The following is an 18,259-nucleotide window of genomic DNA, read 5'->3' on the forward strand; positions in this document are numbered from 1 at the left end:
TGGCGATATTTGACTTGTTCCGACGGAGCGTGATCGGCCGCGATGAATCAGCCGAGATCGGCGGCCGCGATCCAGAACACCTCGCCCTCGGAATCTTCGGTGTCCAGCCAGAGCAGCGGCAGTTCCGGAAAGGCCTCGTCGACCAGCTCGCGGCCGCGGCCGATCTCGCAAATCAGCCCGCCATCCGCCGTCAGGTGGTCGGGCGCATCGCGTAGGATCCGGCGCACCACGTCGAGACCGTCGGCGCCACCATCGAAGGCGAGCTTCGGCTCGGCCCGGCACTCCGGCGGCAATGCCGCCATGCCCTCGGCGTCGACGTAGGGCGGGTTGGTGATGATCAGGTCGTATCTATTGCCGCCGAGAGGGGCGAACAGATCGCCGCGATACAGGCTGATGCGGTCCTCGAGCCCGTATTCGCCGACATTGCGCGCAGCGACCTCGAGCGCGCCCTTGGAGATGTCGACGGCGTCGATGGTGGCGTTCGGGAAATGATGCGCGGCGAGGATCGCAAGGCATCCCGAGCCCGTGCAGAGATCGAGCACGCGCTCGACCGCCGTCGGGTCGTCGATCAGCGATCCGGCCTCGCCGTCGGCGCCGAAATGCGACTCCAGGAGCTCGCCGATGAAGGAGCGCGGAACGATGACGCGCTCGTCGACATAGAAGGGCAGGCCGCGCATGTAGATCTTGTTGACGAGATAGGCGGCCGGTTTGCGCGTGGTGACGCGCTGATGGATGAGGTCAAGGAGGGTCTTGCCTTCCGCGGCGCTGACGCGCGCGTTGGCGAAGATCTCGAACTGGTCGGGATTGAGATGCAGCGCCTCGCAGACCAGGAACGCGGCTTCCGCGACGGGGTCGGTCGTGCCATGAGCAAAGGAAAGCTTGGCCTCGACGAAGCGGCTCACCGCATAGCGGACGAAGTCGAGCAGCGTGAGAAGCTCGCCGGGTCCCACCTTCGCGAGGTCAGGCGCGGCGCGGCCGCGCGCGGTCTTTTTCGTTGGCTTGGCCATCAGGATTTGGTCCAGCGTGCGGCGGCTTCGTCGTCACGGGCATGGGCCTCGACCCAGCCGGTGCCGGTGGCGCTCTCTTCCTTCTTCCAGAACGGCGCGCTGGTCTTGAGATAGTCCATCAGGAACTCGGCGGCCTGGAACGCCGCCTGTCGGTGCTGCGAGGCGGTCACCACCAGCACGATGTTCTGGCCCGGCATCAAGCGGCCGACGCGGTGGATCACCGTGATGCCGTTGAGCGGCCAGCGCGAGACGGCCTCGTCGGCGTGGCGCCTGATCTCTTCCTCCGCCATGCCCGGGTAATGTTCGAGCGTCAGCGCGGCGACCGTGGCGCTGTCCTCGTCGGCGCGGCAGATGCCGGAAAATGTCACCACAGCGCCGATATCCGTCCGGCTGCTCGTCAGGACCGAGATCTCGCGCGCGATGTCGAAATCGTCTTCCTGGATACGGATGGTGACGGGGCAGGTCATGAGGCTAGCCGCCGGTCATGGGCGGGAAGAACGCGATCTCGCGGGCGCCTGCGATGGCGGCGTCCTGCTTGACGTGAGCGCGGTCGATCGCGGCGCGGATCACCTTCGGCTTCTCGAACGCGTACGCATAGGCTTCGCTTTGGCCGGAGAGCCAGGCGATCAGCTCCTCGACGGTGCGCACGCTCGCGGGAGGCTCGATCGTCTCTTCGGCCTTGCCGACGCGCTCGCGCACCCAGGCGAAATACTTCACCTTCATCCCTCGTCCTCCTTGATGAGGTGATGGATGCCGGCGCGGAAATAGTCGTAGCCGGTGTACATGGTGAGGATCGCCGAAGCCCACAGCAGTGCGAGCCCAATCATCGAGACCACCGGCACCACCTGATCGCCGGCTGGGCCGGCGATCAGGAAGCCGATCGCAACCAGCTGGACCGTGGTTTTCCACTTCGCAAGCTTGGTCACGGGCACGCTGACACGGAGCGCAGCCAGATATTCGCGCAGGCCCGAGACCAGGATCTCGCGGCACAGGATCACGATGGCGGCCCATAGCGACCAGCCGTGAATGATGCCGTCCGCGGCCAGCATCAACAGGCAGGAGGCGACCAGCAGCTTGTCGGCGATCGGATCGAGCATGCGGCCGAAAGCCGATTGCTGATTCCAGATCCGCGCGTAGTAGCCGTCGAGGTAATCCGTCACCCCCGCGGCGATGAAAAGGGCGACCGCGAGCCAGCGCAGCCAGAGCGGCTGATCCAGAATCGACTGCGCATAGATGCATCCGACCACGACCGGGATCGCGGCGATCCGGCCATAGGTCAGGATGTTGGGGAGGGACATCGCGCGGCTGGTCGTCCCTCGTGTGGTGGCGATGTTCATCCGTCCTACCAATACCGCTGCTGCCTGAACGTCAACCGTCCCGCGCCCCAAATGAGGTGCGGACACGACGATCATATGACTGCGGTCCCCCTTTAGTTCATCCCGGTTGGGGATGGAAATATTCGAAAATCCTGCGCGCGCTCTCAGCGCTCACCCCCGGAACCTTGCCGAGATCGGCGATCGAGGCCCGTTCGATCTCCTTCAGGGTTCCGAAATGGTGCAGCAAGGCACGTTTGCGTGACGGGCCGATGCCCGGAATCTCCTGCAAACCAGCCTCGCGGATGTCCTTCTTGCGCAGCTTGCGGTGCGAGCCGATGACGAAGCGGTGGGCTTCGTCACGCAGCCGCTGGATGAAATAGAGCACGGGATCGCGCGGCTCCAGCTTGATCGCCTCGCGCTCCGGCATGAACAGGGTCTCGCGGCCGGCATCCCGGTCCGGTCCCTTGGCGACCGACATCAGCGACACCTGGGTCAGGCCGAGATTGGCGAAGATCTCGCGCACGGCGTTGAGCTGGCCGCGGCCGCCGTCGATGATCACGAGGTCGGGCCATCGCGGGAAATCGTCGTCCTTGGCCTTGTTGCCTTCCTTGGCGGCATCCTCGGGCGGATTGATCAGGCGCTTGAAGCGGCGCTCCAGCACTTCGCGCATCATGGCGAAGTCGTCGCCGGGCGTGATGCCTTCCGACTTGATGTTGAACTTGCGGTACTGGTTCTTCACGAAGCCATCGGGGCCCGCGACGATCATGGCGCCGACCGCGTTGGTGCCCTGGATGTGGCTGTTGTCGTAGACCTCGATGCGCTTGGGCACGTGCGGCAGGCTCAGCGTCGCGGCCATGGCCTCGAGCAACCGGCTTTGCGTCGCGGTGTCCGCGAGCTTGCGGCCGAGCGCCTCGCGCGCATTGGTCAGCGCGTGGGTGACCAGCTCCTTCTTTTCGCCGCGCTTGGGCGCGGTGACCTCGACCTTGTGGCCAGCCTTGATCGATAGCGCGTTGGCGAGCAGCTCGCTCTCCTCGATATCGTGCGAGAGCAGGATGTTCCTCGGCGGCGGCTTGTCGTCGTAGAACTGCGCCAGGAAGGACCCCAGCACCTCCTCGGGCGTAAAGCTCTTCTCCGCGCGCGGAAAATAGGCGCGGTTGCCCCAGTTCTGTCCGGTGCGAAAGAAGAACACCTCGACGCAGGAGAAGCCGCCCTCCTGGTGGATGGCGAACACGTCGGCTTCCTCCACCGTGCGCGGATTGATGCCCTGCTGCGACTGGATCGCCGACAGCGCGGCGAGGCGATCGCGGTACAGTGCGGCGCGCTCGAATTCGAGCTCGTTCGAGGCCTTCTCCATCTCGCCGGCGAGCTCCTGCTTCACCGCATGGCTCTTGCCGGAGAGGAAGTCGCTGGCCTCGCGCACCAGCGTCGAATAGCCGCCGAAATCGATCTCCCGGGTGCAGGGTCCGGCGCAGCGGCGGATCTGGTGGAGCAGGCAGGGCCGGGTGCGGCTCTCGAAGAAGGAATCAGTGCAGGAGCGGATCAAGAACGCGCGCTGCAGCGCCGTGATGGTGCGGTTGACCGCGCCGGCGGAGGCAAACGGGCCGAAATAGCGCCCGGGCCGGGTCTGCGCACCGCGATGTTTCAGGATCTGCGGCGCCCAATGGTCGCCGGTGATCAGGATGTAGGGGAACGACTTGTCGTCGCGAAGCTGCACGTTGAAGCGCGGCCGCAGCTGCTTGATCAGGTTGGCTTCCAGCAGCAGCGCCTCGGTCTCGGTCGTGGTCGAGACGATCTCCACCGTGACGGTGGCCGCGATCATGCGCAGGATGCGGGCCGGCAGCGGCGCACTCTGGCGCGCATAACTGGACAGGCGCTTTTTGACGTTCTTGGCCTTGCCGACATAGAGCACGTCGGCGTTCGCATTGAGCATACGATAGACGCCGGGCGAGGTCGGTGCGAGGCGGACCGCGCGCTCGATCGCCTCGTGACCGGTCGCGAGCGGGCCTTCGCCGACGGCGCCGCTCTCTTCCAGGATGTCCGGCAGCAGGGCATCGTCCTCGTCATCGCCCCCTGCCGCCGCGGGATCTACGTCCGGCCCGGCCAGCCGCTCGGGCGGCGTGTCGCTCGCAGCAGCCGGCGGCGCCTTGCGCGCGCGGTCGTCCGGATTGTCGGGGGAATCGTGAACCATGGGACGAATTTAGGCGCTGGGGGGACTGATTTGAAGTTCCGGCCATGCGGCACGCACAGAGGATGGCGGGCAGCTCCCGGTAACGCTTCCTTAAGTCTGTTAAGCAGGCGGTAACCCGGCTTAACAGCCCTTTAACTTAAAACTCTCGATAAATCCTACGCGAAAAGCTCTTGGTTCCGTAACCATGCGATTTTGCTCGCGCGGCGGCGCGGGCATCGCTCGGGTTGCGACAGTGGCGTTGGAGTGAGTGATGAAGAGGCTCGTTGTGGGCGCAGCCGCGTTGGTTGCAGCCGGCTGGACAGCTTCGGCAGAGGCCGCCGATCTCAGTTACGGGCAGCGTGCGCCCTATACCGTCAATCAGCCGCTCAATGCCTATAGCTGGGCGGGTCCCTATCTCGGCGGCAATATCGGCTATGAATGGGGCTCGGTCGACAACAACCCCACCAAGCCGTCCGGCTTCGTCGCCGGTGTGCAGGCCGGCTACAATTTCCAGAACGGCCCGTGGGTGTTCGGCGTCGAGGGCGACATCCAGGCCGCCGGCGCCGACGACACGTTTGCGCCGTGGAAGTTCTCCAACCCGTGGTTCGGCACCCTGCGCGGCCGCGCCGGCTATGCGTTCAACAACGTGCTGTTCTACGGCACCGCCGGTCTCGCCTTCGGCGAGCTGCGCGCGCAAACCTTCGGTTGGTCGGAGTCGCACACCACCGCGGGCTGGACCATCGGCGCCGGTGCGGAAGTCGGCCTCGCGCCGAACTGGAGCGCCAAGCTCGAATATCTCTACATCGATCTGTCGACCAGCCAGTTCGCAATCACGGGCGTGTCAAACGGCTATAGCGCCAACGTTGTCCGCGCAGGCGTGAACTATCGCTTCTGACATTCAAAGAAGAAAATACCGGACCAGCCTCCCGGCCGCTCGCGGCCGGGATTTTTTTTCGCCAGGCTTGCTAGGAGAGGATCACCAGATTGACCGCCTTCGGTCCCTTCCCCTTCTTGTCCGGTTCGACTTCGAAAGTAATACGCTGTCCTTCGGCAAGGTCCTTCAGTCCCGCCCGCTCCACAGCAGTGATGTGAACGAAGACATCGCGACCGCCGTCGTCAGGCTTGATGAAGCCGTAGCCGCGCTCGCCGTTGAAGAACTTGACCGTTCCCGTCATGGCCATCGGGAAACTCCCCCTCATTGCTCCTCCGTCGCGACGCAGACTCACGTCGCGACATGACCGGGCCTTACGGAGCCCGGGAGCTGGCCATCCTTGGACGGACCTGATCGGTCCGGCGGGATCTTTCTTAGGGCCTTCACTCCGCCGCAACCATTCGCGGAAGCGGAACGTAAAGCCAGTCACGGAAATAGCATAATACGGTTCTTTGCAGATTGACTACCGGTCCTGCATATTTTTCCCAAGAATGCCGGAGTGTTACGGCTTGGCGTCAATGCTTGGCGCTAAGGCTTGGGCACCTCCAGCCGGAATCTGGCAGCACCGCCCTGGCCGAGCGGTATTTCCAGCTCCGGCAGAATGGTCTTGAGCTCGCCGTGCAGCGTGTAGGGCGGGTTGACGATCAGGAGACCGGTGGAGGTGAGGGCGGCGCTGTCGGCTTGCGGCGCGACGCTGAATTCGAGGCGCAGGCATTTTCCAGGCGGCTTTGCTGCAGCTGCGAGCCGCGCCACGGCTTGTGCCAGCGTGTCGGTGGCGCGCCGGTTCTTGGCGGGATACCAGATTACGTAGATACCGGTCGGCCATTTCGCGAACGCTGCCGAGAAGGCTTCGCCGAGCCGCTCGAACTCGTCCTTGGCCTCGAAGGGCGGATCGATCAGCACGAGGCCACGCCGCTCCTTCGGCGGCACGAAGGCCGGCAGCGCCACCCAGCCGTCGAGATCGACCACGCGGGCCTGCTCGTCGCGGCGCAGCGCATCGATCAGCGCTTTGCGGGCCTTCGGCTCGAGCTCGCAGGCGACGAGCCGGTCCTGCGGCCTGAGCAGGCCGCGCGCGATCAACGGCGAGCCCGGATAGGCCTTGAGCTCCCCCTTTGGGTTGAAGGCGCGGACGATGTCGAGATAAGGCTTCGTCAGCGCTGCGCTCTCGTTCGACAGGCGCGCCTGCAGCAGCCGCGCGATGCCGGTCAGCCATTCGCCGCCGCGGCGCGCCTCGTCGCTGTCGAGATCGTAGAGGCCGGCGCCGGCATGGGTGTCGATGACGCGGAACGCTGCCGGCTTGTCCTGCAGATAAGTGAGGATGCGCGCCAGCACGATGTGCTTGATGACATCGGCGAAGCTGCCGGCGTGGAAGGCGTGGCGGTAGTTCATGGCGGAGAGGACTACGTTGTCTGGCGCGATCCTAACCCCTGTCATTGCGAGCGCAGCGAAGCAATCCAGAAATGCGTCCGCGGAGGCACTCTGGATTGCTTCGCTGCGCTCGCAATGACTGAGCTACCCGCCCCTGATCGGCGGCATCGTCACCTGGTCGCGGCGGCAGGCGCGGCGCTCGATCTCGTCGCAGGCGCGAAATTGCAGGTCCTTGCTGAGGCAGATGCGGACCTCGGACAGCCGTGTCCGGTTGCAGGTGACCGAGACGGCGGCATTGCTGAGACCCGGATTGGCCTTGATGAAGGCCTCCTCGACCTCCGCCGGCGCGACGGTCTTGGCCTGCGCCAGATCGAGATATTCGGCCGGAATCTTGATCGCAGCGCGCGCCTTGCGGATCATCTCGAAATAGCCGCGGCCCTCCAGCCCGGAGCAGGTGCCGTGCTTGTCCCATTCGTTGAAGATCAGGCCCGGCGCCGGCATCAAATCGAGCATCGAGGAGACGATGTTGCGGTTCAGCCGCGGCGCCGGGCGCTGGCAATACTCCGGAAAACCGTTCTCGTATTGCGGCCACAGCCCATGCACCACGAAGGCGTAGGGCCGTCCGCCGCATTGCATCTGGGACCGGCCGCCCCGTTCGGCGGCTTCCTCGCAGAACGAGGGCGACCACGACAGCGCCAGCACATAGAAATCGAACTCGCCCGGGGCGTTCTGCCGCTTGTCCTGTGCCTTCGCACCGCCCGCGAGGGTGGCCAACCCCGCAGCGAGGGTCAGTGAGATCATCAGGCGGGACAACGAATGCAATCTGGAGTGAAACATGACAACGCCCCTCAACTAGACTGTGCAATACAGCCTAGCAGGCAATGGGAACATTTCAAGAACAAAATTGGGGCAGCAGCCATCGACTGGCTGATCAGCCCGAATCAACCGCTGTTGATCAGGGCTTGGCGGCGCGGCAGGCCGGATTGTAGGCCCAGTTGCGGTCGACGCCGACGACGCACCATTCGACACCGTTGCCGTAGGAGGCAAAGCCGCCATCCTCGATGATCGAGAAATGCACCTTGCGCGCCTTGCCGTCATTGAGCATGGCCTCGCCGGTGCAATAGCGCCGCGGAATGTTGTCGGACTGCCAGGGCCGGAACGCGGTCTCGCGAACGGCGGAGAAACCGGTGATCTGCAACGAAGAATTCCAGAACTTGGATTCCTTTTCGGCGAATTCGTGCACGATCCTCGGCAGAGCCCAGTCGCAAGGGGCGACGGCACCGTCATAGCGCGGCCCGCTCAGCCAGAAATTCAGCTCGAGCGGATTGGCGGCCCTGGCCTCGCCGAGCGACAGCGCTCCCAACATGAGGCCGAGCACGGCGGCAAAGCGGAGCGATTTCAGGGAGGGGGCGCGCATGGTCAATCCGGACAGCTAAGGTCTTGCGAAGGCTGGACGGTGCCGCGAAGGTTGGGGCGGGTCAAGTGCAGCGCGGCAACACTTCGCCAGGACTTGACCAGGATGTCGCGGCCAACAGGGGTTCGGTTCTTTTCACGTCCGTCCCGGCACCGTAGACTGGCGCCAGCCAATTGGAGTGACGGGAATGCGAATCATTGCGGCCGCGGGCCTTCTTGCCAGCCTGATCGTCTCGGGCATGGCGAGCCAGTCGGCGCGCGCCGACATCTTTTCTCTGGTGCCGCCGTTCAAGGGCAACGACACCGGCGGCATCATCGCCTATTCGATGGCGACCCAGGTCGATGCGCGTCAGGTCGCCGTCGATCACTGCGCCCGCTACGGCAAAGTCGCGAAATTCCTGGGCGTGCAGGCCTATGAGGGCGGCTACATCTCGTTCTCCTGCCGCTGGGTGCCCTATGGCGCCGCCGACCGGCCGATCCGCACGCTGTACTGAGGCGCTGTCGCAAGCCGCACTTCTCTCAGCCGGGAGCTTCCCTCATGACGCGCAAACTCGCTTTGCTCGGCTCGACGCTTTGCCTCGCATTGTCGGCAGGCAGCGCCGGCGCCGACGAACTGCCGCTGCGCAAGGCCGGTCTTTGGGAGATGAAGCTGGTCACATCGGGCTCGCCCGTGCCCGAGATGACCATGCAGCACTGCACCGATGAGACCGTCGACAAGGAGATGAGCAACAACGTCTCCCCGATGGCCAAGCAGATCTGCGCCAAGCAGGAGATCAAGAAGACCGCGACCGGCTATGTCAGCGATTCCGAGTGCAGCGTCGCCGGCGTCAGCACGACCTCGCATGCCGAGATCACCGGCGACTTCAATTCGGCCTACACGGTGAAGACGACCTCACACGCCAAAGGCGGCGTTGCCGGTGCGGCGGGGCGCGATAGCACGACGACGCTGCAAGCCAAGTGGCTCGGGGCCTGCAAGCCGGATCAGAAGCCCGGTGACATCGTCATGCCCGGCGGCTTCAAGATGAACACGCGCGACATGGACAAGCTGAAGGCGCTGCTGCCGAAGTAGGTGTGCTCTTTCCCTCTCCCCTTGTGGGAGAGGGTGGATCGCCGCAAAGCGGCGAGACGGGTGAGGGGTTTCTCTCCGCGAATTCAAATGAGACTTGGACGCGCGGAGAGATACCCCTCATCCGGCGCTTCGCGCCACCTTCTCCCGCAAGGGGAGAAGGGAAGACCGCACCTACACCGGTATCCGCACGCTCGCCCTCAATCCTCCCATCGGGCTGTCACCGAGCGTGATGTCGCCGCCATGCGAGCGGGCGATGTCGCGGGCGATCGCGAGGCCAAGGCCGGTGCCGCCTTCATCCTGGTTGCGGGCGTTGTCCAGCCGCAGGAACGGCTTGAACACCTCTTCGCGCAAATGCGCGGGAATGCCCGGGCCGTCGTCATCGACGGTGACGGTCAAATAACGGTGATCGCGTTGGCCGGTGATGGCGATGTTCTTGCCGTAGCGCGCTGCGTTGGTGACGAGGTTGGCGAGGCAGCGCTTGAACGAAGCCGGCTTCACCGTCACCACGGGCAGGCCGTTGAAGGCGACCGTCGCGGTATGGCCGTGACGCTCGGCATCGCTGCGCAGCTCCTCGAGCGCCTGCGCCATGTCGGTCGGCTGCGACTGCTCGCCGGAATCGCCGCGGGCGAACGCGAGGTAATCCTCCAGCATCATCGACATTTCGTCGACGTCCTTGCGCATGCCTTCGAGCTCGGGACTGTCTCCGATCAGTGCCAGCTCGAGCTTGAAGCGGGTCAGGATGGTGCGCAGATCGTGGCTGACGCCGGCGAGCATCGCGGTGCGCTGCTCCATCGTGCGCTCGATGCGCGACTTCATCTCCAGGAAGGCGACGGCCGCGCGGCGCACCTCGCGCGCGCCGCGCGGCCGGAAATTCGGGGCCTCGCGGCCCTTGCCGAAACTCTCGGCGGCATCGGCGAGGCGCAGGATCGGCTTGATCTGGTTGCGCAGGAACAGCACCGCGACGATCAACAGGATCGAGGACGTGCCGACCATCCAGAACAGGAAGATCTCCGAGTTCGAGGCATAGGCGGCGCTGCGCTGCGCGAACACGCGCATCACGGCGTCGTCGAGCTGGATGCGGATCTCGACCAGGTTGGAGCGGCCGACCGTGTCGATCCAGAACGAGCGGCCGATCTGGCGGCCGAGCTGCACCGACAGCGTCTGGTCGAGCAGCGAGAAGAACGGTTTTGGTCCCGGCGGCGGCATGTCGCCGGCAGGCAGGAAATCGACGACGAGGCCGAGTCGCTGCTGCGCGATGCGGCGGATCTCGGTGCGGTCCTTGTCCTGCGGATAGCCCTTGTAGACGTCGATCAGCGCGGCGATGTCCTGCACCACCGCGGCCGACAGGCGGCGCGTCACCGTGTTCCAGTGCCGCTCCATGAACACGAAAGCGACGACCGATTGCAGCACCACCATCGGTACGATCATGATGAGGAGCGCGCGGGCGTAGAGGCCGGTCGGCATCCAGCCCTTGAACGCGTTGCCCATCCAGCCGTTCGCGGCGGAGACGCGGCCGGCGGCGCTCTTCAGAAGCGTCAGGCCGGTATCGATCGTGCTCATCTGGCGCGCTTCACTGCGGTTCAGGGCGAGGCCACCAGGCGGTAGCCGATGCCGCGCACCGCCTGCAGGAACAGCGGATTGGCGGGATCGGTCTCGATCTTGCGCCGGAGGCGGTTGATCTGCACGTCGACGGCGCGCTCGTTGACGCTGCCATTGCCGGTCAGCGCGCTGCGCGGCACGGTCTCGCCCGGCGTCTCCGCGAGAATCCGCAGCATCTCCCGCTCGCGGTCGGTGAGGTGGATGACCTCCTCGCCCTGGCGCAATTCGCCGCGTTCGAGATGGTAGACATAGGGGCCGAAGGCGATCTTCTCGATCGTCGTGGCCTGCGGCGGCGGCGCGGCGCGCTTGAGGATGTTGTTGATGCGCAGCGCCAGCTCGCGCGGTTCGAACGGTTTTGCGACGTAATCGTCGGCGCCGATCTGCAGGCCCTCGATGCGGGCTTCCGCCTCGTGGCGCGCCGTCAGCATCACGATCGGCACCGACGACGAGGTGCGGATGAAGCGGGCGAGGTCGAAGCCGGTCTCGCCGGGCATCATGACGTCGAGGATCAGGAGATCGAAATGCAGGCCCATCAGCTTCGAGCGCGCATCACCGGCGCTCGCCGCGGTGGTGACGCGGTAGCCTTCACTTGCAAGAAAGCGCGAGAGCAGGTCGCGGATGCGGCGGTCGTCGTCGACCAGCAAGAGATGCGGGGCATCGTCGGCCGGTTGCACGGGCGGGCGCGCGAGCGTGGCTGCGAGCGGCACGGTCACTCCTTGGCGTCTTGTTTGACGGAAGCGAAGATCGTCTCCAGCACCTTGTCCGGATCGTCGCGGTCGATCATCGCGCGCAGGAAGCGCTTGACCGTCTCGGCGTCCTGCGGACCCATCTCCGCGAGCGCCCTGGTGATCCGCGTGGTCTGCAGCCCGGCGAGCTTCTGCACCAGCGCCTCGCCCTTCGGCGTCGCGTAGAGCAGGCGCTGGCGACGATCGTTGTCGCCGGTCTTCTGCACGATATACCCCTCGTCCAGGAGCTGCTTCAGCACCCGGCCGAGCGACTGTTTGGTGATGCGCAGGACGTCGAGCAGGTCGGCGACCTTGAGCCCGGGATAGCGGTAGACGAAATGCATGACCCGGTGATGGGCCCGGCCGAAGCCGAACGCCTCCAGCTCCTGGTCGGGATCGCCGACGAAATCGCGATAGGCGAAGAACAGCAGCTCGATGATATCCCAGCGCAAATTGCCTCCATCGCCTGCGGCCGGCCGGGGCGCGGCAGCGTCTTGAGAAGGAGTCGCGAAATTTATGTCAGGCATATTGACGTATCTTGGGTTCAATGTTACAAAACGATCGACCCGCACGAAATTTTAGATCGTTTCGCGCCGGGTGGCATCGGAGCAGGACGGCCGGAGAGAGCCGGACAGGCGGCGACGGCCGAAGCAGATCTACCGTGCGATTGTCGAGCGGCATTTCGGCAAAACATACTGGACTTCCGCCTTCCACAAAAGCATGTCCTCGATGACATGCTGGCTGCGGAAACCGGCCGTAACATGGCTGGCGGCGGTCCGGCCAGAAACCAATCAAGCCAGCCGGGCCCGAACGGGCGGGCGGGCGCGAGAAACAGCGCCGCCACCGGCAGCGGGAGGCAAGGACATGAGCATGACATTCGACATCCAGCCCGCATCCAATCCGACGCCCGAGAAGGACCGCGTCGCCAAGCTGGTGGATCCCGGCTTCGGGCGGGTCTTCACCGATCACATGGCAATCGTCCGCTACAACCAGGCCAAGGGCGGCTGGTACGAGGCGAAAATCGAGGCGCGCGCCAACTTCCAGCTCGATCCCGCCGGCGCGGTCCTGCACTACGCCCAGGAGATCTTCGAAGGCCTGAAGGCCTACAAGCGCGACGACGGCGGGGTGAACCTGTTCCGTCCCGACGCCAATGCGCGCCGCTTCAAGGACTCGGCCGATCGCATGGCGATGGCGCAGCTGCCCGAAGACGTCTTCATCGAGGCGGTCGAGCAGGTCGTGCGCATCGACCGCGCCTGGATGCCGGGCGGCGAGGGCAGCCTTTACCTGCGTCCGTTCATGATCGCGAGCGAGACCTTCCTCGGCGTCAAGCCGTCGTCCGAATACATCTTTGCGGTGATCGCCTCGCCGGTCGGCTCCTACTTCAAGGGCGGGCCCGCGCCGGTCTCGATCTGGGTGTCGGAGAACTACACGCGCGCCGCGATCGGCGGCACCGGCGCGGTCAAATGCGGCGGCAATTACGCCGCGAGCCTGCGCGCCCAGGCCGAAGCGATCCAGCACGGCTGCGACCAGGTCGTCTTCCTTGACGCGGTCGAGCGCCGCTACATCGAGGAACTCGGCGGCATGAACGTGTTCTTCGTGTTCGACGACGGCTCGCTGTCGACGCCGCCGCTCGGCACCATCCTGCCCGGCATCACCCGCGACTCCATCATCACGCTCGCCCGCGACGCCGGCAAGACGGTGCGCGAAGAACCCTATACGCTCGAGCAGTGGCGCAAGGACGCGGCCTCAGGCAGGCTGAAGGAAGCCTTCGCCTGCGGCACCGCCGCGGTGATCTCGCCGATCGGCAAGGTGCGCTCGGTCAGCGGCGATTTCGACATCTCGGGCGGCGCCGCCGGCCCCGTCGCCATGGGCCTGCGCAAGCAGCTCGTCGACATCCAGTACGGCCGCACCAACGATCCCCACAACTGGATCCGCAAGGTGTTTTGATCACCCTCCCCTGGAGGGGTCCGGGACGAGCGTAGCTCGCCGTGGGTCGATCGCGCGCAGCGCGAGCGGGGTGGGGTGATCTCTCAACACGGGCAGTGTTCGATGTGGAGAGACCCTCACCCCACCCCGTCTCTCATCTTCGCTACGCTCAGATGCGAGCCGACCACGGGCGAGCTACGCTCGTCCCGGGCCCCCTCCAGGGGAGGGTAAAAAGCGCAACGTTTGTAGCTTATTGCGCACTGAACGTGCTGCTGCCGACGTGCGACAAAGCCAGGACACAACAAGCGTCCCGGACATCGCGATCATGGCAACAAAGCTCTCCCAACCCATGAAATGGGTCGTTCTCGCCGCCATCACCGGCGTTTGCGTTTTCGGCATCCTGACCGTCGGCCCGACGCACGAGGTTGCTGCGCAAGACCGCTCGCCGATCGTCGATGTGCGCACCGGCGATCCCGAGATGAACACCGCGATCGCTCGCGCCCGCGGCTCGCTGCCGACCTTCTGGGCCTCTTATGAATCGCCCAAGCCGTCGGAGGCCGGTCACGCTTTGAAGGTGCGCTTTACGACCCGCAAGGGCGGCGAGCACATCTGGATAGGCGAGGTGAAGAAGCAGCCCGACGGGAGCTTGACCGGTGTCTTCGCCAACGAGCCGCGCGATCTGCCGGGCAAGCGAGCCGGCGATAAGGTCAAGTTCGCGGAGGCCGACATCTCGGACTGGATGTTCATGCGCAACGGCAAGATCGTCGGCGGCGAGACCATCAAGCCGACGCTGAAATCGCTGCCGAAGGCCGACGCGGACGCGCTCCGGGCGCGAATGGAGCAGCCGTAGGGCAGTTGCCGCCCCGCGCCGCGGCTGGTAAACGCCCGCATGGCCGAGAAACCCAAAAAACCCCAGAAACTGAAGGCGCGCCTGCCGCGCGGGCTCGAGGATCGCGACCCCGCCGCGATCCGGGCGACGCGCGAGATGGTCGAAAAGATCCGCGCCGTCTACGAACTCTACGGTTTCGAGCCGGTGGAAACGCCGGCGATGGAATACACCGACGCGCTCGGCAAATTCCTGCCCGACCAGGATCGCCCCAACGAGGGCGTGTTCTCGTTCCAGGACGACGACGAGCAATGGATCAGCCTGCGCTACGACCTCACCGCGCCGCTCGCGCGCTATGTCGGTGAGCGCTACGGCACCGACGGTCTGGTGCTGCCCTATCGCAGCTACCGCGTCGGCTACGTCTTCCGCAACGAGAAGCCCGGCCCGGGCCGCTTCCGCCAATTCATGCAGTTCGATGCCGACACCGTCGGCTCGGCGACGCCGGCGGCGGACGCCGAGATCTGCATGATGGCGGCGGACACGATGGAGGCGCTCGGCATCGCGGGCGGCCAGTACGTGGTGAAGGTGAACAACCGCAAGGTGCTCGACGGCGTTCTGGAAGCCATTGGCCTCGCGGGTGAAGAGAATGCGGCGCGCCGACTGACCGTGCTGCGTGCGATCGACAAGCTCGACAAGTTTTCCGCGGATGAAGTGCGCAAGCTGCTCGGTCCCGGACGCTGGGATGGCGGCGAGGAAGGCAAGGGCGACTTCACCAAAGGCGCCAATTTGAGCGCGGCGGAAGCCGATGTTGTTCTCGCCATCACCAAGCCGCGCGAGGATTGGAGAGAAGCAATTGCCGCGGCAGAAACCTATCTCGCCAAGAGCGAAGTCGGTCAGGCCGGCGTCAGCGAGCTGGAAGAGATTGCAAAACTGGTCACGGCCTCGGGCTATGGCGCGGATCGTATCAAGATCGATCCCTCGGTCGTGCGCGGCCTCGAATATTACACCGGCCCCGTCTACGAGGTCGAACTCCTGCTCGATACCAAGGACGAGAAGGGCCGCCCGGTGCGCTTCGGCTCGGTCGGCGGCGGCGGGCGTTATGACGGCCTCGTCTCGCGCTTCCGCGGCGAGCCGGTGCCGGCAACCGGATTCTCGATTGGCGTGTCGCGGCTGCAGGCCGCGCTGACGCTGCTCGGCAAGCTCGACACGCGGCCCGAGTTCGGCCCGGTCGTCGTCACCGTGTTCGACCGCGACCGCGTGGCCGACTACCAGAAGATGGTCGCGAGCTTGCGTACCGCGGGCATCCGCGCCGAGCTCTATCTGGGCAACCCGAAGAACATGGGCAACCAGCTCAAATATGCCGATCGCCGCAACTCACCTTGCGTCATCATCCAGGGCTCGGATGAAAAGGCGCGCGGCGAAGTGCAGGTCAAGGACCTGATCGAGGGCGCCAAGGCGGCCGCTGCGATCGCCTCCAACCAGGAATGGCGCGAGACCCGGCCGGCGCAGTTCTCGTGCAGCGAAGCCGATCTCGTCGCAAAAGTGCGCGAGGTCCTGGGCCGCCATGACGTGAAGTGGGGCTAGCTATTCGCAGGCCGCGTCATGCCCGGGCTTGTCCCGGGCATCCACGTCTTGTTTGATAGAAGAGAACGTGGATGGCCGGGACAAGCCCGGCCATGACGACAGCAGCAGGGAGAGAACAATGCCTGAGATCACCATCAGCATGGCCGAAGGCCGTACCGACGAGCAGAAGGCCGGCATGATGCGCGACATCACCCAGGCGCTGGTGAAGAATCTCGGCGTCGATGCCGATGCCGTCGTCATCCAGATCAACGAAGCCCCGCTCCGTCACAAGATGAAGGGCGGCAAGACCTTCGTGGAGCGTGCGGCGGCGGCGAAGAAGTAGCGGTCGACGGTTCTGCATTCACCGCTGTCGTCCCCGCGAAGGCGGGGACCCATAACCACAGGGAGTGGTATTGGGCCAGCTGGTAACTCCGAGTCTTCGCCAAACTTGATCCTGTGGTTATGGGTCCCGGATCTGCGCGCGCTTAAGGCGCGCTTGTCCGGGACGACACTGAGTGTAAGGGGTCCATGGACGCACGCGACTTCATCACAACAGGCATGAGCGCCGAGCGCACGCTGGTGGTCCCGGTGGAGCGCACCGTCGGGCATTTCGTGTCAGGCATGCCTTTTGTCTACGCGACGCCGATGATGATCCTGGAGATGGAGATGGCATCGGGTGATGCGATCCGCTCAGCGCTTCAGCCGGGCTGGGTCACTGTCGGTACCGAGGTCGACATCCGCCATCTTGCCGCCGCGCTCGTCGGTGCGACCGTGCGGACCACTGCAAAGGTGGTCGCGGTCGAGCGCCGCGTCATTCGCTTCGAGGTTGAGGCATTCGAGGGCCCGCGCAAGCTCGGCGAAGGCCGCCACGCCCGCGGGCTCGTCAATGTCGAGATGTTCAACAAGCGGCTCGGGGCTTAACGCGGCTGTGGATTTCGCCTAATCCACCTTCCGCGCTTTTGGAGACGAATACGACGTTTCCTGCTCCATGCGGAGACGCACGGCAGACAGCCTCTCGTCAATCGCCACATCCGCCCAGGTGATGCACGTGTCTTTGGCTACCGCCTTGGTCAATCGCACATTGTGCGCAAGCCCGAGTGGCAGATAGCGCTTTTCAAGGGAGGTGCTGGCGGGCGTCAGTTTGCCGAAGACGGTGTAGCCGCCTTCTCCGTCGAGCATGTCTCCCTCGCGCAAGTCCTTCTTGGCTGTGGCAGCAACATCGGCGTTGAACGTCGTGGCGACGCCTGTCGCCTCATTGCGCAGAGCGATCGAGGCAACTGAAATTCCAAGCTCCAGCCCTATGAGATGCCACTTCTTGTAGGAGCTCATGTAACGACCGCTCGGATCGGTGACGACGCTGTATTCCTGGAAACAGTTGCGGATGTAATCGCTGTCGCCTTCGAAACAGACCCACACGCCCTTGCGGATGTCGTTGGGGATGGGCCTGCCTTCGGCCGTCAGGCAGGATACGACCTCGACCTGGCCCTTGGATTCCAGGATGCCGCCCTCCGAACGGGGGCGCATCAGCGTGGGGATGTCGTCGACCGATCCCGGTGGGAATGCAAGGCCATGCGAGGGCGCCTCCAGGCCGGTTGCGTTCGCGATCGCGGCAGATTCAATCGCAGGCTTGGAGCCGTCGAGGAACGCGTTGAACATTTTTGGATTCATGCCCCCGCGCGCAGCTTGCTCTGCAGACAATCCCCAGTGATCCCAGACCGTTTCGGGCGTCGATTCCCGGTAATGCGGCAGCCATTTGTGGCCACGGCCCGCTGCCACGACGGGAAAACCGCAGGCCCTCGCCCAATCTACGAGGTCGCAAGCGAGAGCCGGCTGATCGCCATAGGCCAGGCTGTAGATCACGCCGGCCTGCCTGGCTCTCTGCGCGAGGATCGGTCCGCAGAAGGCGTCGGCTTCGACGGTCACGTTGATGACGGCCTTGCCTGCAGAAAAGGCGCCGAGGCAGTGCTCGACCGCCGCGACAGGATTGCCGGTGCACTCTGCGATCACCTCGATGCCTTCGCACTTCACAAGCGCTTCCCAGTCGTCGGTCAGGAAGGTCGTGCCGTACTTGAGAGCATCCCCGAGTGAGGTCGCGGCGAACTGCTCCGGGCGCCACCCCACCCGGTACAGGTTTTCGCGGGCACGCGATGGGGACAGGTCAGCAATTCCAACGAGATGGACGCCCGGCGTACGCAGGACTTGATGGAGATACATTGCGCCGAACTTGCCCGCCCCGATCAGTCCGATTTTGATGGGGCGCCGCTCGGCCTGTCGTTCGAGAAGTTTCGCGTAGAGGTTCACGATTGCTCTCCCTATCGGCAACGACCGGGATCGCCGCGCATTCGGCCG

Annotated in this window: 21 protein-coding genes; 8 read left to right on the top strand and 13 right to left on the bottom strand. The window is 64.9% G+C overall.

Annotated elements, in window-relative coordinates; translation table 11 throughout:
* Nucleotides 1–47: 47 nt before the first annotated feature.
* The 5 genes from prmB to uvrC all read right to left on the bottom strand — a co-directional run bounded on the left by prmB (nt 48) and on the right by uvrC (nt 4,511).
* Complete coding sequence (gene prmB, locus I6F36_RS22610; protein ID WP_225172187.1) at nt 48–1,007, bottom strand: 50S ribosomal protein L3 N(5)-glutamine methyltransferase; 960 nt, start codon at nt 1,005–1,007, stop codon at nt 48–50.
* Complete coding sequence (locus I6F36_RS22615; RefSeq protein WP_036027112.1) at nt 1,007–1,474, bottom strand: molybdenum cofactor biosynthesis protein MoaE; 468 nt, start codon at nt 1,472–1,474, stop codon at nt 1,007–1,009. Before I6F36_RS22615 ends, prmB begins: the two co-directional genes overlap by 1 nt.
* Nucleotides 1,475–1,478: 4 nt before the next feature.
* A complete protein-coding gene (gene moaD / locus I6F36_RS22620) occupies nt 1,479–1,730 on the bottom strand; it encodes a molybdopterin converting factor subunit 1 (protein ID WP_036009285.1) in 252 nt (83 codons plus the stop codon).
* The gene (gene pgsA, locus I6F36_RS22625; protein ID WP_036009286.1) at nt 1,727–2,344 is read right to left on the bottom strand and encodes a CDP-diacylglycerol--glycerol-3-phosphate 3-phosphatidyltransferase; all 618 of its coding nucleotides are present in this window, start codon (nt 2,342–2,344) and stop codon (nt 1,727–1,729) included. Before pgsA ends, moaD begins: the two co-directional genes overlap by 4 nt.
* 97 nt (nt 2,345–2,441) lie before the next feature.
* Complete coding sequence (gene uvrC / locus I6F36_RS22630) at nt 2,442–4,511, bottom strand: excinuclease ABC subunit UvrC (RefSeq protein ID WP_225172188.1); 2,070 nt, start codon at nt 4,509–4,511, stop codon at nt 2,442–2,444.
* Nucleotides 4,512–4,761: 250 nt separating this feature from the next.
* Between uvrC and I6F36_RS22635 the strand changes: the two genes are divergently transcribed.
* On the top strand, nt 4,762–5,385 hold the full coding sequence (locus tag I6F36_RS22635) for an outer membrane protein (protein ID WP_225114833.1): 624 nt from the start codon (nt 4,762–4,764) through the stop codon (nt 5,383–5,385).
* Between the two features lie 70 nt (nt 5,386–5,455).
* On the opposite strand, the gene I6F36_RS22640 is transcribed toward I6F36_RS22635, so the two are convergent.
* From I6F36_RS22640 to I6F36_RS22655, 4 genes are all read right to left on the bottom strand, one after another.
* On the bottom strand, nt 5,456–5,671 hold the full coding sequence (locus I6F36_RS22640) for a cold-shock protein (RefSeq protein ID WP_008544396.1): 216 nt from the start codon (nt 5,669–5,671) through the stop codon (nt 5,456–5,458).
* Between the two features lie 278 nt (nt 5,672–5,949).
* Complete coding sequence (locus I6F36_RS22645) at nt 5,950–6,810, bottom strand: 23S rRNA (adenine(2030)-N(6))-methyltransferase RlmJ (protein WP_225144327.1); 861 nt, start codon at nt 6,808–6,810, stop codon at nt 5,950–5,952.
* Between the two features lie 123 nt (nt 6,811–6,933).
* Nucleotides 6,934–7,626, bottom strand: coding sequence for a ribonuclease T2 (locus tag I6F36_RS22650; RefSeq protein WP_225144312.1), 693 nt, complete (start codon nt 7,624–7,626; stop codon nt 6,934–6,936).
* Between the two features lie 118 nt (nt 7,627–7,744).
* Nucleotides 7,745–8,206 carry a hypothetical protein gene (locus I6F36_RS22655; protein WP_225172189.1) on the bottom strand — a complete coding sequence of 154 codons (462 nt, stop codon included), beginning with the start codon at nt 8,204–8,206 and terminating at the stop codon, nt 7,745–7,747.
* A gap of 184 nt (nt 8,207–8,390) precedes the next feature.
* Between I6F36_RS22655 and I6F36_RS22660 the strand changes: the two genes are divergently transcribed.
* Nucleotides 8,391–8,696, top strand: coding sequence for a hypothetical protein (locus I6F36_RS22660; protein ID WP_036009301.1), 306 nt, complete (start codon nt 8,391–8,393; stop codon nt 8,694–8,696).
* Nucleotides 8,697–8,740: 44 nt separating this feature from the next.
* Nucleotides 8,741–9,271, top strand: a complete 531-nt coding sequence (locus I6F36_RS22665) for a DUF3617 family protein (RefSeq protein WP_109145319.1) — start codon at nt 8,741–8,743, stop codon at nt 9,269–9,271.
* Nucleotides 9,272–9,442: 171 nt separating this feature from the next.
* Here I6F36_RS22665 and I6F36_RS22670 read toward each other — a convergent pair whose 3' ends face one another.
* Genes I6F36_RS22670 through I6F36_RS22680 form a run of 3 tightly spaced genes read right to left on the bottom strand, consistent with a single transcriptional unit; the run spans nt 9,443 to nt 12,122 of the window.
* Complete coding sequence (locus I6F36_RS22670; protein WP_036009312.1) at nt 9,443–10,831, bottom strand: ATP-binding protein; 1,389 nt, start codon at nt 10,829–10,831, stop codon at nt 9,443–9,445.
* A 20-nt stretch (nt 10,832–10,851) separates the two neighbouring features.
* Nucleotides 10,852–11,583 (bottom strand): response regulator, encoded by a 732-nt coding sequence (locus I6F36_RS22675; RefSeq protein ID WP_036009315.1) that lies wholly within the window; start codon nt 11,581–11,583, stop codon nt 10,852–10,854.
* Nucleotides 11,580–12,122 (bottom strand): MarR family winged helix-turn-helix transcriptional regulator, encoded by a 543-nt coding sequence (locus I6F36_RS22680; RefSeq protein ID WP_057027673.1) that lies wholly within the window; start codon nt 12,120–12,122, stop codon nt 11,580–11,582. The genes I6F36_RS22675 and I6F36_RS22680 overlap by 4 nt, the downstream gene beginning before the upstream one ends.
* Nucleotides 12,123–12,459: 337 nt before the next feature.
* Here I6F36_RS22680 and I6F36_RS22685 point away from each other — a divergent pair, with 337 nt between their 5' ends.
* The 5 genes from I6F36_RS22685 (at nt 12,460) to I6F36_RS22705 (ending at nt 16,831) form a co-directional block, all read left to right on the top strand.
* Nucleotides 12,460–13,542 carry a branched-chain amino acid aminotransferase gene (locus I6F36_RS22685; RefSeq protein WP_057027674.1) on the top strand — a complete coding sequence of 361 codons (1,083 nt, stop codon included), beginning with the start codon at nt 12,460–12,462 and terminating at the stop codon, nt 13,540–13,542.
* A gap of 304 nt (nt 13,543–13,846) precedes the next feature.
* Nucleotides 13,847–14,371: a YegJ family protein gene (locus I6F36_RS22690; protein WP_225172190.1), complete on the top strand. Its 525-nt coding sequence runs from the start codon at nt 13,847–13,849 to the stop codon at nt 14,369–14,371.
* A 39-nt stretch (nt 14,372–14,410) separates the two neighbouring features.
* Nucleotides 14,411–15,931, top strand: a complete 1,521-nt coding sequence (gene hisS, locus I6F36_RS22695; RefSeq protein WP_225172191.1) for a histidine--tRNA ligase — start codon at nt 14,411–14,413, stop codon at nt 15,929–15,931.
* A gap of 67 nt (nt 15,932–15,998) precedes the next feature.
* Nucleotides 15,999–16,253: a tautomerase family protein gene (locus I6F36_RS22700; protein WP_275498569.1), complete on the top strand. Its 255-nt coding sequence runs from the start codon at nt 15,999–16,001 to the stop codon at nt 16,251–16,253.
* A 185-nt stretch (nt 16,254–16,438) separates the two neighbouring features.
* Nucleotides 16,439–16,831: a thioesterase family protein gene (locus I6F36_RS22705; protein WP_036009365.1), complete on the top strand. Its 393-nt coding sequence runs from the start codon at nt 16,439–16,441 to the stop codon at nt 16,829–16,831.
* Between the two features lie 18 nt (nt 16,832–16,849).
* Here the strand turns inward: I6F36_RS22705 and I6F36_RS22710 are convergent, their stop codons facing one another.
* Nucleotides 16,850–18,211 carry a flagellar biosynthesis protein FlgA gene (locus I6F36_RS22710; protein WP_225172192.1) on the bottom strand — a complete coding sequence of 454 codons (1,362 nt, stop codon included), beginning with the start codon at nt 18,209–18,211 and terminating at the stop codon, nt 16,850–16,852.
* Between the last annotated feature and the right edge of the window lie 48 nt (nt 18,212–18,259).

Origin of the sequence: Bradyrhizobium sp. BRP19, from assembly GCF_020194195.1 — a bacterium.
Taxonomy (GTDB): domain Bacteria; phylum Pseudomonadota; class Alphaproteobacteria; order Rhizobiales; family Xanthobacteraceae; genus Bradyrhizobium; species Bradyrhizobium yuanmingense.

What these genes read in the sequence shown, in the direction of transcription:
- prmB (WP_225172187.1), bottom strand. Translation starts at nt 1,007, where the DNA reads ATGGCCAAGCCAACGAAAAAGACCGCGCGCGGCCGCGCCGCGCCTGAC.
- I6F36_RS22615 (WP_036027112.1), bottom strand. Translation starts at nt 1,474, where the DNA reads ATGACCTGCCCCGTCACCATCCGTATCCAGGAAGACGATTTCGACATC.
- moaD (WP_036009285.1), bottom strand. Translation starts at nt 1,730, where the DNA reads ATGAAGGTGAAGTATTTCGCCTGGGTGCGCGAGCGCGTCGGCAAGGCC.
- pgsA (WP_036009286.1), bottom strand. Translation starts at nt 2,344, where the DNA reads ATGAACATCGCCACCACACGAGGGACGACCAGCCGCGCGATGTCCCTC.
- uvrC (WP_225172188.1), bottom strand. Translation starts at nt 4,511, where the DNA reads ATGGTTCACGATTCCCCCGACAATCCGGACGACCGCGCGCGCAAGGCG.
- I6F36_RS22635 (WP_225114833.1), top strand. Translation starts at nt 4,762, where the DNA reads ATGAAGAGGCTCGTTGTGGGCGCAGCCGCGTTGGTTGCAGCCGGCTGG.
- I6F36_RS22640 (WP_008544396.1), bottom strand. Translation starts at nt 5,671, where the DNA reads ATGGCCATGACGGGAACGGTCAAGTTCTTCAACGGCGAGCGCGGCTAC.
- I6F36_RS22645 (WP_225144327.1), bottom strand. Translation starts at nt 6,810, where the DNA reads ATGAACTACCGCCACGCCTTCCACGCCGGCAGCTTCGCCGATGTCATC.
- I6F36_RS22650 (WP_225144312.1), bottom strand. Translation starts at nt 7,626, where the DNA reads ATGTTTCACTCCAGATTGCATTCGTTGTCCCGCCTGATGATCTCACTG.
- I6F36_RS22655 (WP_225172189.1), bottom strand. Translation starts at nt 8,206, where the DNA reads ATGCGCGCCCCCTCCCTGAAATCGCTCCGCTTTGCCGCCGTGCTCGGC.
- I6F36_RS22660 (WP_036009301.1), top strand. Translation starts at nt 8,391, where the DNA reads ATGCGAATCATTGCGGCCGCGGGCCTTCTTGCCAGCCTGATCGTCTCG.
- I6F36_RS22665 (WP_109145319.1), top strand. Translation starts at nt 8,741, where the DNA reads ATGACGCGCAAACTCGCTTTGCTCGGCTCGACGCTTTGCCTCGCATTG.
- I6F36_RS22670 (WP_036009312.1), bottom strand. Translation starts at nt 10,831, where the DNA reads ATGAGCACGATCGATACCGGCCTGACGCTTCTGAAGAGCGCCGCCGGC.
- I6F36_RS22680 (WP_057027673.1), bottom strand. Translation starts at nt 12,122, where the DNA reads ATGCCTGACATAAATTTCGCGACTCCTTCTCAAGACGCTGCCGCGCCC.
- I6F36_RS22685 (WP_057027674.1), top strand. Translation starts at nt 12,460, where the DNA reads ATGAGCATGACATTCGACATCCAGCCCGCATCCAATCCGACGCCCGAG.
- I6F36_RS22690 (WP_225172190.1), top strand. Translation starts at nt 13,847, where the DNA reads ATGGCAACAAAGCTCTCCCAACCCATGAAATGGGTCGTTCTCGCCGCC.
- hisS (WP_225172191.1), top strand. Translation starts at nt 14,411, where the DNA reads ATGGCCGAGAAACCCAAAAAACCCCAGAAACTGAAGGCGCGCCTGCCG.
- I6F36_RS22705 (WP_036009365.1), top strand. Translation starts at nt 16,439, where the DNA reads ATGGACGCACGCGACTTCATCACAACAGGCATGAGCGCCGAGCGCACG.